The sequence below is a fragment of the Streptomyces globisporus genome, from assembly GCF_003501885.1.
GTDB classification, from domain to species: Bacteria; Actinomycetota; Actinomycetes; order Streptomycetales; family Streptomycetaceae; genus Streptomyces; species Streptomyces globisporus_D.
Window position 1 is genome coordinate 1 of sequence record NZ_QWFA01000082.1, and the last position, 14,127, is coordinate 14,127.

General features: G+C 73.5%; 9 protein-coding genes and 2 pseudogenes. 6 read left to right on the forward strand and 5 right to left on the reverse strand.

The window, feature by feature from the left end:
* Positions 1-1,002 (forward strand): annotated as a pseudogene (locus tag D3105_RS16950) (aminotransferase class I/II-fold pyridoxal phosphate-dependent enzyme); the annotation flags it as partial.
* Positions 1,003-1,021: 19 nt separating this feature from the next.
* Here the strand turns inward: D3105_RS16950 and D3105_RS16955 are convergent.
* On the reverse strand, positions 1,022-1,660 hold the full coding sequence (locus D3105_RS16955) for a DedA family protein (RefSeq protein WP_118904026.1): 639 nt from the start codon (positions 1,658-1,660) through the stop codon (positions 1,022-1,024).
* The gene (locus tag D3105_RS16960) at positions 1,657-2,433 is read right to left on the reverse strand and encodes an MBL fold metallo-hydrolase (RefSeq protein WP_118904027.1); all 777 of its coding nucleotides are present in this window, start codon (positions 2,431-2,433) and stop codon (positions 1,657-1,659) included. The genes D3105_RS16955 and D3105_RS16960 overlap by 4 nt, the downstream gene beginning before the upstream one ends.
* A 316-nt stretch (positions 2,434-2,749) precedes the next feature.
* Between D3105_RS16960 and D3105_RS16965 the strand changes: the two are divergent.
* Positions 2,750-4,619 (forward strand): annotated as a pseudogene (locus tag D3105_RS16965) (alkaline phosphatase family protein).
* A 43-nt stretch (positions 4,620-4,662) separates the two neighbouring features.
* Here the strand turns inward: D3105_RS16965 and D3105_RS16970 are convergent.
* The 3 genes from D3105_RS16970 to D3105_RS16980 all read right to left on the reverse strand — a co-directional run bounded on the left by D3105_RS16970 (position 4,663) and on the right by D3105_RS16980 (position 7,417).
* On the reverse strand, positions 4,663-5,715 hold the full coding sequence (locus tag D3105_RS16970) for a LacI family DNA-binding transcriptional regulator (protein WP_118904028.1): 1,053 nt from the start codon (positions 5,713-5,715) through the stop codon (positions 4,663-4,665).
* Positions 5,716-5,749: 34 nt separating this feature from the next.
* On the reverse strand, positions 5,750-6,370 hold the full coding sequence (locus D3105_RS16975; protein WP_118904029.1) for a DUF305 domain-containing protein: 621 nt from the start codon (positions 6,368-6,370) through the stop codon (positions 5,750-5,752).
* Positions 6,371-6,478: 108 nt separating this feature from the next.
* Complete coding sequence (locus D3105_RS16980) at positions 6,479-7,417, reverse strand: DUF1996 domain-containing protein (RefSeq protein WP_118904030.1); 939 nt, start codon at positions 7,415-7,417, stop codon at positions 6,479-6,481.
* 216 nt (positions 7,418-7,633) lie between these two features.
* Between D3105_RS16980 and ligA the strand changes: the two genes are divergently transcribed.
* The 4 genes from ligA to secD all read left to right on the forward strand — a co-directional run bounded on the left by ligA (position 7,634) and on the right by secD (position 14,125).
* Positions 7,634-9,766 (forward strand): NAD-dependent DNA ligase LigA, encoded by a 2,133-nt coding sequence (gene ligA, locus D3105_RS16985; RefSeq protein ID WP_118904031.1) that lies wholly within the window; start codon positions 7,634-7,636, stop codon positions 9,764-9,766.
* 551 nt (positions 9,767-10,317) lie between these two features.
* Positions 10,318-11,034: a rod shape-determining protein gene (locus D3105_RS16990; RefSeq protein WP_118904032.1), complete on the forward strand. Its 717-nt coding sequence runs from the start codon at positions 10,318-10,320 to the stop codon at positions 11,032-11,034.
* 47 nt (positions 11,035-11,081) lie between these two features.
* Positions 11,082-11,735 carry a hypothetical protein gene (locus D3105_RS16995; RefSeq protein WP_118904048.1) on the forward strand — a complete coding sequence of 218 codons (654 nt, stop codon included), beginning with the start codon at positions 11,082-11,084 and terminating at the stop codon, positions 11,733-11,735.
* A gap of 35 nt (positions 11,736-11,770) precedes the next feature.
* Positions 11,771-14,125, forward strand: a complete 2,355-nt coding sequence (secD, locus tag D3105_RS17000) for a protein translocase subunit SecD (protein ID WP_118904033.1) — start codon at positions 11,771-11,773, stop codon at positions 14,123-14,125.
* Positions 14,126-14,127 lie beyond the last annotated feature (2 nt).

Below are 14,127 nucleotides of genomic sequence, written 5' to 3' on the forward strand. Positions count from 1 at the left end.
CGGCCCGGGGATACTGGGACCGGCGTGGGCTGCACGGGGCTGCGGGCGGGATCGCCGCCGCACCCGGGGCCCAGCCGCTCCTGTTGGCCCTCATCGGCGCTCACGGCGGCGACGTCCTCATGCCGCGCCCCTGCCCCGCCGCCTGGATGCCGCAGGCCCGGCTGCTGGGCCGGCCCGCCTACCATGTGCCGACCCCGGCCGAATGCGGCGGCATCCCCGACCCGTACGCCCTGCTGGAGACCGTCCGCCGGGTCCGTGCGGAGGGCGGGCGGCCGAAACTGCTGCTGCTGTCCTTCGTGGACGACCCCACCGCCACCGTCGCCCCGCCCGAGCTGGTCCGCGAGGCCTGCGAGGCGGCCGTCGACGAGGGGCTGCACATCATCAGCGACGAGACCTGGCGCGACACCGTGCACCGCCCGCGCGACACCGTCCTGCTCAGCCCGGCCGAGATGTGCCCGGACGACGTCACGGTGATCGCCGACCTGTCCGGGGCTCTCGTACCCGCCGCCTGGCCGGTCGCCGTCGCCCGCTTCCCCGATGCCCCCCGCGCCGCCGTCCGGCACGCCCGCACCCTGGACATCCTCACCGCGCTCGGCGCCCTCGTCCGACCGGATCCGGCGGGCGGCGGCCCTGCAGACCGACGTCGCCGCAGCCGCCCACCGCGCGGTCCTCGGCTCCGGCGCGCTGGCCCGCCCCCCGCAGGCGGGCCGCCACCTCTACGCCGACCTCGGCCCCCTTCGCTCCCGGCTGGCGGACCTGGGCGTCACGGACTCCATGGAGCTGGAGGAGTACCTCACCGACCGGCTCGGCGCACCGGCCCCGGGCGGACACCGCTTCGGGGACGAGCTGGGCGCCCTGCGCGTACGCCTGGGCACCGGCCCGCTGCTGGGGGCCACGCCGCAGCAGCAGACGGAGTCCCTCGCCGCGGCCAAGCCCCTGGAGCTCCCGCACGTGGCGCGGGCCCTGGACGACTTCGCGGCGGTCTTCGCCGAACTGCGCTGAGTGCGGCTGCCGATGACGGCTACGACGACGCGGGGCCGAACCGCGCCCGCAGCTTCCGCCACACCGCCGGCGCCCCGCTGATCAGCAGCGTCAGGGCGACCGCCGCGACCACCCCCTGCCACGGCTCCGGGAACAGCGAACCGCCCAGGATCCCGATCAGCTGGTACGTCGCCGCCCAGGCCAGACAGGCCGGAACATCGCCCCGGGCGAACTGCCGCAACGGCATCCGGCCCAGCAGACACGCCAGCATCACCGGGATCCGCCCGGCCGGCACCAGCCGGGACAGCACCAGCACCGTCCCGCCGTGCTCCGCCAGCTTCTCCTGTGCCTGGGCCAGCCGCTCCGGCGCGGCCCGGCGGGTTATCGCCTCCAGCCACTTCGAACCGTTCTTCGACCGCACCCCGCGCTGCCCCAGCCAGTACAGGCAGATGTCCCCCAGGAACGCGGCGGCCGAAGCCACCAGGAACACGAAGAGCAGGGCGAGTGGTGACGTCTGGTGGAAGGCCACCACCGCCGCCGAACTCACCAGAGCCCCCGTCGGTACCACGGGCACCAGGGACCCCAGCGCCACCAGAGCGAACAGCGTCGGATAGCCGACCGCCTGCTGGGTCGACTCGGTGGGCAGCTCCCGCACCACCTGCTGGATCTCCTGGATCAACGGGCGGCCTCCGGTCTGACCCGCTCGCCGTGCCCCAGCAGATGCACCGCAACCTCGGGCGCCCGCTTCGCCGCGTGCCGTACGAACTCGTCGCCCGGCGCGTGGAACTCGTGCGGGCGCACCGCGTCCAGGCCGATCGGCCAGTACGTCCCGTAGTGCACCGGCACCGCCGACCGTGGCGCGAGCCGGGCCAGCGCCTCGGCGGCCCGGACCGGGTTCAGATGGCTGTGTCCCAGATAGGGCCCCCACCCGCCCACCGGCAGCAAGGCCACGTCCACCGGACCCACCTCGTCGGCCATCGCGTCGAAAAGCCCGGTGTCCCCGGCGAAGTACGTCCGGGCCTCGCCCTCGACGACGTAACCGAGCGCGGGCGACCGGTGCGGTCCGACCGGCAGCCGCCGCCCGTCGTGCAGTGCGGGAACCGCCCGTACCCGGACCTCGCCGATCCGTACCGTCTCGCCCGGCCGCACCTCGGTGACGTGCAGCTGCCGCACCCGCCGCAGCATCCGCAGCCCCGGCACGGCGGCCACCGCGCCGCTCGGCACGATCAGCCGGCTGCCGGGAGCCAGCCGGGCCAGCGACGGCAGATGCAGATGGTCGGAGTGCAGATGGGAGACCAGCACCACCTCGGCGACCGCGGCCTCCGGCGGCGGCACCTCGCCCCGGCGGCGGCGCAGATGCGCGAAGCGACGGACGAACAGAGGGTCGGTCAGCACTCGCACCCCCGAGTCCTCGATCGTGCAGGTGGCATGACCCCACCAGGTGACCTCCACCGGTACGCCCGCCTCCTCGCTCGATCCCCGTCCGGTTCCTGCCCGGTCCCGGCCGGTCCTCATCCTGCCCTTGTCCGGTCTCCGCGACGCCGTGTGCCGGCCGCGTGGCCCGCGACCGGGTGCGCTGCCGGTACGAGCCTATGCGCCCCCCGTAGCCTCGCGCCGACCCTTCGGCCTGTCGCCGAAGCCGCTGACCGGGAGCGACGCTGTGAAAAGCTGAAGGGCGGGTCCCGGACGCACCGGGCCCGGAAACGGAGAGGGCGTGGGGTGGACCGGCGTGGGTGACGGGAAGTGGCGTACGGCGGGCAGAGCCCTGATGCGGGTGATCGCGGTCTGGGCGGTCTCCACCCTCACCATGCTCGTGCTGGCCGGCGCCCTGCCCGACTTCCAGCTCCAGTCCGACGACGGCGACACCATCACCAGGACGGCGTTCACCGCGGCCTGGGGCGCAGGCGCGTTCGGCCTGCTCTCCGCCCTGGTGTGGCCCGTCCTCGTCCGGTCCCTGCTCATCGTGCCCGCGCTCGTCCTCGGCGCGCTGGTCTTCTTCCTCAACGGTTCGCTGCTGCTGATAGCCCTGCGCCTGATCCCGGACGGCCGAGGTGACGCCGCGCCGGAGACCGCGGTCGTCGTCGCCNACGGACCGCCCGGCACCGTCTTCCTCCAGCTCGACGGCGTCGGCCACGACGTGCTGGTCAAGGCGGCGGCCGACGGGCTCATGCCGACCGTCGCCGGATGGCTCGCCGACTCCTCCGGACACCGCCTCACCCCGTGGCGTACCGACTGGTCCAGCCAGACCGGCGCCAGCCAGCTCGCCATCCTGCACGGCAGCAACCACGACGTGCCCGCGTTCCGCTGGTACGAGAAGGAGACCCGCACCGTCATGGTCTCCAGCCGCCCCGCGAGCGCCCTCGAAATGCAACGGCGGGCCATCCGCCGCACCCACGACGGCGGCCTCCTCACCGTCGACGGGGCGAGCCGCGGCAACCTCTTCAGCGGCGGCGCCGGACAGCTCGCCCTGGTGCTCTCCATGGCCGCCCGGCGCGGCAAGGGCCGCCGCTCCCGCGCCGGATACTTCGCCTACTTCTCCGACCCTGCCAACGCCACCCGCACCGCTCTCTCCTTCGTCGCCGAGGTGCTCCGGGAGATCGGCCAGTCGACCCGGGCCCGCGCCCGGAAGGTCACCCCCCGGATCAAGCGCGGCGGGCTCTACCCCTTCATCCGCGCCTTCGCCACGGTCGTGGAGCGCGATGTGGTCGTCGCCGCCGTCCTCGGCGACATGTTCGCCGGACGCACCGCCGTCTACGCCGACCTCGTCGCCTACGACGAGGTCGCCCACCACTCGGGTCCCCGCAGCCGCGACGCCGAGAAGGTCCTCGTACGCCTCGACCGCTCCCTCGCCCTGATCGCCAAGATCGCCGACCACACCCCGCGCGCCTACCGGATCGTGCTCCTGTCCGACCACGGCCAGAGCCCCGGGGAGACCTTCGCGGGGAAGTACGGGCTCACGCTCAAGGACCTCGTCCGGGCGGGCTGCGGGCTGCCCGTGCCCCGTCGCGCCCAGCGCACCCGCAGCGGCTCCGAGGCCCGTGACGCGGTGCGCATCGCGCTGCACCGCCCCGTCGAGGGACAGCAGGACGAGCACCCGGCCAAGCTCTCCGACCCGATCGTGCTGGCCTCCGGAAACCTCGGTCTCATCTCCTTCCCCGACATCGAGGGCCGCGCCTGCCGCGAACAGATCGAGCGCCGCCACCCGGCGCTGCTCTCCACGCTCGCCAACCACCCGGGGATCGGCTTCCTTCTCGTCGGCGGGGAGGACGGCTCCGTGGTGCTCGGGCGCGGTGGCGCCGAGGTCCCGGTCGCCGAACTGACGGACGGCGAGGGCCCGCTCGCGGGCTTCGACGTCGGCGCGGCCGACGCCGTACGGCGTACGGACACCTTCCCGCATGTCGCCGACGTCATGGTCAACTCCATGTACGACCCCGGCACCGGCACCGTGCACGCCTTCGAGGAGCAGATCGGCTCGCACGGTGACCCGCTGGCTCCAGGAGTCCTCCGGCCCCCAGGTCCCGGTGCGCGCGGAGGGCTTCGCCGGGGCCGACCTGGCGGACGAACCGTTCCCGGCGGACACTCCGGTCCCGGCGACGACGGAGGCTCCTGTGCCGGTCAGGCCGGATACGACGGCCTGACCGAGCGCTCGCGCCTCCGGCCGTCGCCGGAAGGCCTCGCGGCTCAGGCCGACTGCCGCCGTACCAGCGCCGCCGGGAAGAGCACCGAGGGCGACGGGCCCCCCGGTTCGCCGATCTGCTTCAGCAACAACCGGGCCATCTCCGCCGCCATCTCCTCCACCGGCTGCCGGACCGTGGTCAGCGGCGGATCGCAGGCGGCGGCGGCGCTGCTGTCGTCGAAGCCGACCACCGCGACGTCGGCCGGCACGTCGCGACCGGCCCGGAGCAGCACCGGCAGGGCCCCCAGCGCCATCAGGTCGGAGGCGATGAACACCCCGTCCAGATCCGGGCGGTCCGCCAGCAGCCGGCGCATCGCCGCCGCCCCGCCCAGATGCGTGAAGTCCCCCTCGGCGCAGGCCACGTCCTCGATGCCATGGGCGGCGCAGGCCTCAAGGAATCCGGTTCGCCGCACCTGTCCGGCGGGCATGTCCTGCGGTCCCGTGATCGTGCCGATGCGCCGCCGCCCCTGCGCGGCCAGGTGATCGGCCGCCAGCCGCGCCCCGGCGTGCTGGTCCACCTCCACATAGGCCAGCGGCGACGGCTTGTGCGGACGGCCCGCGAGGACGGCGGGCATCCGGGTCTCCTGGAGCAGCCCGGGCAGCGGGTCGTCGGCGTGCGTCGTGATCAGCACGACCCCGTCGACATGGCCGTGCCGCAGATAGGAGAGCAACTGGCCGCGGGACGCCTCGTCGTCGGCCAGCATCACGACCATCTGGATCCCCGCCGGGCGCAGTACCTCCAGCAGCCCGCTGACCACCCGCCCGAAGTACGGGTCGGAGAACATCCGGCCGACGAACGGCTCGGACATCGGCCGCCGTTCCCGCTCGGAGACCACCAGCGCCACCGAGTCGGTCCGCCGCGTCACCAGCGAACGCGCGGCCCGGTTGGGCACATAGCCGGTGGTCGCCACCGCCTGCTCGACGACGCTGCGCAGGGCCGGGTCGACGGTGGTCGCCCCGTTGATCACCCGGGACACCGTCGCTCGTGACACACCGGCCACGGCCGCCACGTCCTCCAAGGTCGTGGGGCGTACGGGCTGCGGCACTTCGGCTGTCATGCAGCCCTTTATACCCGCAGGCAGGCCGCCCTGTTCAGCCGAGGGCCCGCACCGCGCCCGGCAGCCGTTCCAGCTCGGCGAGGGACGTCTCGCGCGCCGTCACGAGGGCGGCGGCCAACTCGCGGGCGTCAGCCCGGCCGCCCGAGGTGATCTCGGAACGCGACACCTGCGCGGACTGCCGCAGATGGTCCCGGATCTGCACGAGGACGAGCCGGTCGAACGCGGGCCCCTCGGCGGCGCGGGCCGCCTCCAGGTCCCGTTCCGTCACCATGCCGGGCATGTCGTGCCCCGCGTGCACATCGGTCCCGGGCAGTCCCATGCGGGTCAACAGAGTTTTCAGACGGCTGAGTTCGGCTTCCTGCCCGATGCGCAGCCGCACCGCGAAGTCGCGTATCCGCGGTTCGGCCGCCCGCTGGGCGGCCAGGGTCAGGAGCTTGACCGCCTGCTGATTCATGGGGGTCATGAGCTGGACCCAGCCGACATCGGTGGCGGTCGAGGTGGTGGCGGGGGTGCCGGTCGGCAAAGACTCCTGTGCCGGTGCAGGACGGGGCGCGGAATCCGCCGCCGGTGAACAGCCGGCCGCGCCGCCGAGGGCCACCACGCCGAGCAGGACGAGGACGGCGGCCCGGCGGAGCGGGAGGCCGATGGGGTTCATGGGGGTGTCCTCGTACGGGGAGGGGGACCGCGTCCGCCCCGGAGCCGGCGCCCCGGGGCGGACGCGGTGGTGCGTGGGGGGTGGGTTCGGTGTGGCGATGACGGATCGTCAGGGCTTGCCGTCGAATCCGCACTTGACGATCGCGTTGATGCAGTCGCGGACGCGCTGCGCCATCTCCTCCTCCGGCCATACGTTGAAGAAGTCGCCGTGCATGGTGTAGCCGGGCCCGGACGCCAGCCGGAAACGGGCCGGGTCACCGTTCACCGGGTAGCGCAGCACCTGCCGGAGCTTGGGCACCGGCACCGGGTGGGTGGACGGGCAGCCGCCGTTCACCGGGTAGGCCATGTGGCTCTTGTGGTCGGGGGAGTCGAGGTCCGTACCGTTCCAGCACTGCGGGAAGTCCAGGTAGGACTCCATCATCGTGCCGGGCGGACAGTCCACGAAGTTCTGCGAGGGGTTCACCTCACCGGCGTGCAGGCACGACCAGCGGGCGACGGTGTTGTCCTGCGGGCCGGTCGCCTTCGCGTTGCCCGCCACGATGCGCAGGCCCCGGGGGAAGGGCTTGATCTGGCGGATGACGTCGTCGCTCACGCCTTCGCCCAGGTAGTAGAAGGTGGTCCCGGTGGGCTCCACCTCCTTGTCGCCGTCGTAGAGGGTGGGCACCCAGTACGACGACAGGTCGGTGTCGGGGGCGCACGACGTACGGCCCTTCTCCAGGGAGGCCAGGTCGGAGCCGGCGTGCGTGGTGTCGTTGCCGAAGAAGCTGTGCATGTGGGAGGCGCCCGGCAGCCCGGGGAAGACGATCGGGTCGTCGGGGAGCCGGTGGGTGTACGGGCACTCGGCGAGGAACTCGGCGACCCGCACGACATCGGCGGCGGCCTTCGGCGCGGCGTCGGCGGCGGCCCGCTCGGACGTGGCGTTGCCGACGTTGGCCTGGAGGAAGGAGAGGGCGAGGGCGGCCGCGGCGAGCCCGGCGATTCTGTACCGCCAGGACGGCAGGGATCGTTGGCGGCTGTGGTCGGGGTTGCGTCGATGTCGGAAGAGCACGGCACTCCTGTTCGGGGAAGTGGGGGATTCCTGGGCTGAGCGAGAGAGCGCTCTCTCAAAGGAACGTAGAAGTGCCTCCTGTGCATGTCAAGAGATCGTGCAGGCTCGGTAAATCGGCGCAATGGAGCGCGAGTTGTATGCGATGGCGAGGGAGAGCGCTCTCCTGGCAGGAGGATGGGAAGGCGATCGGGGCCGTTGTCAGTGGTGGGCGGAAGAATGGTGACCATGACGAACTCAGCTGCTGTGCTCGCCGATACCGCCGCCTATGCCGCCGCCGTGGAACAGGCCTCCGTCGCCGCCGCCGCGTACTACGCCACGGGCGAGAGCGCGTTGGACGACGACGCCTACGACCGGCTGGCGCGCGGCATAGCCGCGTACGAGGCGGACCATCCCGAGGAGGTGCTCGCCGCCTCGCCGACCGGCAAGGTCGCGGGCGGGGCCGCCGTCGGCGACGTGCCGCACACGGTTCCCATGCTCTCGCTGGACAACGTGTTCTCGGCCGAGCAGTTCGCGACCTGGACCGCCTCGCTGGAGCGGCGCATCGGCAGACCGGTGACCGCGTGGAGCGTGGAGCCGAAGCTCGACGGTCTGGCGGTCGCCGCGCGCTATCGCGACGGCCGGTTCGAGCGCCTCATCACCCGGGGCGACGGCACGGCGGGCGAGGACGTCTCGCATGCGGCGGGCGCCGTCGTCGGACTGCCGGAGCGGCTGGCCGAGCCGGTCACCATCGAGGTGCGCGGCGAGATCCTCATGACGAACGACCAGTTCGACCAGGGCAACGCGATCCGTACGGAACACGGCGGCGCCCCCTTCGCCAACCCGCGCAACGGGGCGGCCGGCACCTTGCGCGCCAAGGACCGCGCCTACCGGGTGGAGACGACCTTCTTCGCCTACGGCGCGCTGCCGCTGCCCGATTCCGGGGAGCTGGGCGAGACCCTCGCCGAACTGCCCCACAGCGAGGTCCTGTCGTACGTCGCCGAGCTCGGGGTGCACACGGCCGCGGGCACCGACGTGGCGCCGGTCCTGGCCGCCACGGTCGAGGAGGTCCGGGCGCGGGTGGACGCCATAGGCTCCCTGCGCGCCGCGCTGCCGTTCGGCATCGACGGGATCGTGATCAAGGCCGACCTGGCGGCCGACCAGCGCGAGGCGGGCTCCGGCACCCGCGCGCCCCGCTGGGCCATCGCCTACAAGCTGCCCGCAGTGGAGAAGATCACCCGCCTGCTGGCCGTCGAGTGGAACGTCGGGCGCACGGGCATCATCGCGCCGCGCGCCGTCCTGGAGCCCGTGGAGATCGACGGCTCCACCGTCGGTTACGCCACCCTGCACAACCCGGCCGACATCACCCGGCGCGACCTGCGCCTGGGGGACCAGGTCATGGTCTACAAGGCCGGCGACATCATCCCGCGCATCGAGGCCCCCGTCGTCCACCTGCGCACCGGCGACGAGACGCCGATCGACTTTCCCGAGAGCTGCCCGCAGTGCGGCTCCGACATCGACACGAGCGAGCAGCGCTGGCGCTGTACCCGGGGCCGTAACTGCCGCCTCGTCGCCTCCGTCTCGTATGCGGCGGGCCGCGACCAGCTCGACATCGAGGGTCTCGGCTCCACCCGGGTCGTCCAGCTCGTCGACGCGGGTCTCGTCGCGGACTTCGCCGATCTCTTCACCCTGGAACGCGAGCAGTTGCTCGCCCTCGACCGGATGGGCGAGACCTCCACGGACAACCTCCTGGCGGCCATCGAGACCGCCCGCACCCGGCCGCTCTCCCGGGTCTTCTGCGCCCTGGGCGTACGGGGCACGGGGCGTTCCATGTCACGCCGTATCGCCCGGTATTTCGCCACGATGGACCGGATCGTCGCCGCCGACGTGGAGACGCTCCAGCGGGTGGACGGCATCGGCAAGGAGAAGGCCGCGGCGGTGGTCGCCGAGCTGGTGGAGCTGGCGCCGTTGATCGACAAGCTCGTCGCGGCCGGGGTGTCGATGACCGAGCCGGGCGCCACCCCGCCCCCGGAGGCCGGGACGGAGGAGGAAGCGGCGGCCGGGGCGGACCCGGAGGCCGCCGGCACCGGCGGCACCGGCTCCGCGCTGCCCCTGGCGGGGATGACCGTGGTGGTGACGGGCGCGATGTCCGGGGCGCTGGAGAAGCTGTCGCGCAACCAGATGAACGAGCTGATCGAGCGGGCCGGCGGCAAGTCGTCCTCCAGTGTCTCGAAGCGCACGAGCCTGCTGGTCGCCGGGGACAAGGCCGGATCCAAGCGCACCAAGGCGGAGGATCTGGGGGTCCGGATCGCGGTGCCGGAGGAGTTCGCGGAGCTGGTCGGCGCGTTCCTGGCGGCGGAGGAGGGCGTCTGAGCCGGTGACCGCCGCACACGGCGTCTCGGCGCGCCTGTGAATCAGCGAGGAAGTGGCGTTCCACCACACCGTATTGCATAGTGAGGGCTCGGTCGTGCCTCAGTATCAGTGGGCCGACGGGTGCGTGGGCGGCGGAGACGGCCGGCCGGGGGTGAGGGACGATGCGTTCTGTGCACGACGGACAGCGACCGGGTCGCGCCGTCTCCCCGTGGTCCGGACCCGCCCGGAACGTTCCGGACCTGAGTGCCGCTGTCCACCCCTCGCTCCGTCGTGCTCCTGCTCCGACCGTCCCGATCACTTCCGCAACCGGCGAGCGGCGAGGGCCCTTTCGCCCGGGGGCGGGCCCATGGGGGAAGGGCCCCGGACCGCTTCGTGACGGAAGCGGTGCCGGGGCGTTCGGGGCGGGACCTTCCGGAGATGCCCGAGGGGGCCTCCGAACGCGTCACCTGAACCAGCACGACCATCAGCACCAGCGCCAGGGCGCATGGGACGGCGCCCCCGTCGCGCGGGGACTGGCCCTGGACCTCGGCAGCTCCCGCACCCGGGCCTGGGTGCCCGGCCGAGGTCTGCTCCTCGACCCGTTTCCCGGCTCCGGCCCTCACGGGGGTGCCGAGCGGCCGGTCCGGCGCGGGCGCATCGTCGACCCCGAGTCCTGCGGCCGGCTGCTCGGCCGGATCGCCGACGCGGCCCTGGGCCCCGACCGCAGCGACAGCGTGATCGTGCTCAGCCACCCCGTGCTCGCCGGCGCCGAACACCGCACTGCCGCGCGCGCCCTGCTCGCCGGCCTGGGAACGACGCGCGTCCTGGTCCTCAGCAGCGCCCGGGCCGCCGCCGCGTACGCGGGACCGAGGGAGACGGGCCCCCTTCTCGTCGTCGACATGGGAGCCGAGCTGACCGAGGTCACGCTCCTCGTGGGCGGCCTGGTCGCCGACGCCCGGCAGGCCGAGAGCGGACTCGACGACCTCGACGGCCTCGATCCGGCGACGCTGCCCACCGTCCTCGGCCGTACAGTGCTCGACATGATCACGTCCATGTGGCGGCACGACCGGCACGGCGCGATCCGGGGCGCCCTGCGCAAGGGCCCCGTGCTCGCGGGCGGCGGCGCGCTGCGGTCCGACGTCACCGAGCACATCGCCCGCTGCCTCGGCACCCCGGTGCGCCTGGCCGACGACCCGTCGACCACGGTCGTCCGCGGCGCCGGACAGATCCTCAGCTCCGTGCTCCGCCGTCGGCCGACGCCGCCCGAGCGATCCGGCCACCCGAGGTGACGCCGTACCGGGGGCGGCCCCGGGCGCAGACGCACCGGGTGCGGTGCGTGCTGGTCACGCTGCTCCTCGCCGTCCTCACCCTGCTCGGCGGTGCCGCCACGGCGAACGGGGCGGCGCCCGCCGCCCTGGCCACGCGAAGCCTCGCGCCCGCCGTCACGGTCGCCGAGGCTCCGCCGCCCGCCGCACCGCAGATCCACCGCACCGCGCATCGTGCAGGGCAGGAGAGCGCACCGGCGTCCCGACACCGCATCTGCCACGACCGCGCACTCGACTCCCGGCACCAGGCCGGACACGACCGCGCACTCGACTCCCGGCACCAGGCCGGACACGACCGCGCACTCGACGTCCGGCACCAGGCCGGGCGCGGTACCGGGCACGACGTCCGGCATCTCGTCGCGCAGGCCACGCACGAGCGGCCCACGGCGGCGGCCGATCCGGCGCAGGCTCCCCGCGCGGGTACCGGCCGGGCGTACCTGCTCCTCCACGCGCCACCGCCGCCGCACGACGCGCTGACCCCCGCTCCGCCGGGGCCGGGCCAGCCGCGTGGCGGCGGCCGACAGGTCGCCGCGGACTCCTTCGACGCACCGGGCAGTCGCCGGGGCGCGCTTCCCGGTGTCCGGGGACCTCCCGGCAGGACCACCGGTCCCACGACCGGTCATCCGCCGTCCTGTTCTGACGTTCCGGCGCCGCGTCCTCGCTGAGGTGAGGGCGCTCGACGCCCCACCGGAGGATTTCCATGACTCGCGCCACCGCGGTGCGAGCGGTTCTGGCTGTCGCCGTGCTGCTCGCCTCCGTCTTCATCACCCTGACCATGTCGCCCAGACTCGGCCTCGATCTCCAGGGCGGCACCCGCATCGTGCTCCAGGCCCGGGACACCGCCACCGTCGAGGCGGACCGGGAGACCACCGACCGCACCCTGGAGGTGCTGCGGCAGCGGATCGACTCGCTGGGCGTCTCCGAACCGACCCTGACCCGTTCCGGCGAGGACCGGATCATCGTCGAGCTGCCCGACGTACAGGATCCGCGCCAGGCCGCCGAGGTGATCGGCCGGACGGCCCAACTCACCTTCCACGCGGTCGAGGGCCAGGGGACCGGCCAACCGGAGAAGAAGACCCCAGCTCCCGAATCCACCGGCGACGCCGCCCCCGACACCGACCCGGACCGGCTGACGCTCCCCGACGAGCAGGGCCGCCTCCTCGCCCTCGGCGAACCCCGGCTCTCCGGCGCGGGCGTCGAGGACGCCACCGCCGCGTTCGACTCGCAGGGCGGAGCGGGCTGGAGCGTGTCGCTGGAGTTCCGCAAGGGCGCCGGGCAGGACTGGAAGAAGCTCACCGGCGAGGCCGCCTGCCACCCCGCCGGGGACGACCGGCGCAGGGTCGCCATCGTCCTCGACGAGAAGGTCATCTCCTCGCCGCAGGTCGACCCCTCGGTCGGCTGCCGGGCCGGACTGCCGTCCGGGGCCACCCAGATCACCGGATCGTTCAGCGCGGACGAGGCGCGTGACCTGGCGCTGCTCATCAAGGGCGGGGCCCTGCCCGTGCCCGTCGAGATCGTCGAGCAGCGGACCGTCGGCCCGACGCTCGGCGCGGCGGCCATCGACGCGAGCGCGCAGGCGGCCCTCATCGGAGCCGCCGCCACCGCCCTCTTCATCACCGTCGTCTACCGCCTCTTCGGCGCGCTGGCCGCCGTGGCGCTGGGCGCGTACGGAGTGATCTCGTACGCCGCGCTCGTCGCGCTCGGCGTCACGCTGACCCTCCCCGGGCTCGCCGGGTTCGTCCTCGCGATCGGGATGGCGGTCGACGCGAACGTCCTGGTCTTCGAACGGGCCAGGGAGGAGTGCGCCGACCGGCCGAAACGCTCCCTGCGCTCCGCGCTGACCACCGGGTTCAAGAAGGCGTGGAGCGCGGTCGCCGACTCCAACGCGACCACGCTGATCGCGGCCGGACTGCTCTTCTTCCTGGGCTCGGGCCCGGTCAAGGGCTTCGGTGTCACGCTCGCCATCGGGGTCGTCGCCTCGATGTTCTCCGCCCTGGTCATCGCCCGCGCGCTCACCGAGATCGCGGCGAACTCCCGCTTCGTCAGCGACTACCGGGGTGTCAACGGCATCGGGCGACCCGGTGCCGTACGTACATGGCTGGTCCGCAAGGATCCGCAACTCTTCCGGAAGTCGGCCCGATGGCTCGTCGTCTCGGCGGTGCTGGTCGTCGTCGCGGTGGCCGGGATCGTGGCGCGCGGAGTCGATCTGGGCGTCGAGTTCACCGGGGGCCGGCTGGTCGAGTACTCCACCAGCCGCCCGGTCGACGTGGAGACGGCCCGGGACAGCATCGCCGCCGCCGGATTCGGGGACGCCGAGGTCACCACGGCGGGCGACGGCGACCTGTCCGTACGCACGGGGAAGCTCGACAACGACGGCGAACACGCCCTGCGCGCCGCCCTCGCCGAGGAGGGCGGCGAGACGACGAAGGTACGGGACGAGCTGATCGGCCCGAGCCTCGGCGACGAACTGCGCCGCAACGCGCTGATCGCCCTGGGCGTCGCGGTGGCCGTGCAGCTGGCCTACCTGGCGGTCCGGTTCCGCTGGACGTTCGCGGTGGCGTGCGTCGTGGCGATGCTGCACGACGTGATCCTGGTGGTGGGGGCCTTCGCCTGGCTGGGGCGGCCGGTCGACGGCATCTTCCTGGCCGCCCTGCTCACCGTGATCGGCTATTCGGTCAACGACTCGGTGGTGGTCTTCGACCGGGTACGGGAGATGTGGGGGGCGAACCGGCGGACCCCGCTGGACACCATCGCCCGCCGGGCCGTCCTGCAGACCGTCCCCCGTACGGTCAACACGGGGATGGGCGCCCTGTTCATTCTGGCGGCTCTCGCGGTGCTGGGCGGCGATTCGCTGGCCGACTTCGCGCTCGCCCTGCTCATCGGCATCGTCGTCGGCACCTGGTCCTCGGTGTTCACCGCCGTACCCGGGGCCCTCGCCCTGGAGCGGACCGCCAAGGCCCCGCCGCCGCCCGCACCGGGGAAGGGGAAGGGCACACCGCGCGGGAAGGCCCGTGCGACGCGCCGCGACCCGCTCGACAACGGGGCCCGCGTCTGAGA

Excerpts from the sequence above, each read along its gene's own strand:
- D3105_RS16970 (WP_118904028.1), bottom strand. The coding sequence starts at position 5,715 with ATGACAGCCGAAGTGCCGCAGCCCGTACGCCCCACGACCTTGGAGGAC.
- secD (WP_118904033.1), top strand. The coding sequence starts at position 11,771 with ATGACTCGCGCCACCGCGGTGCGAGCGGTTCTGGCTGTCGCCGTGCTG.
- D3105_RS16975 (WP_118904029.1), bottom strand. The coding sequence starts at position 6,370 with ATGAACCCCATCGGCCTCCCGCTCCGCCGGGCCGCCGTCCTCGTCCTG.
- ligA (WP_118904031.1), top strand. The coding sequence starts at position 7,634 with ATGGTGACCATGACGAACTCAGCTGCTGTGCTCGCCGATACCGCCGCC.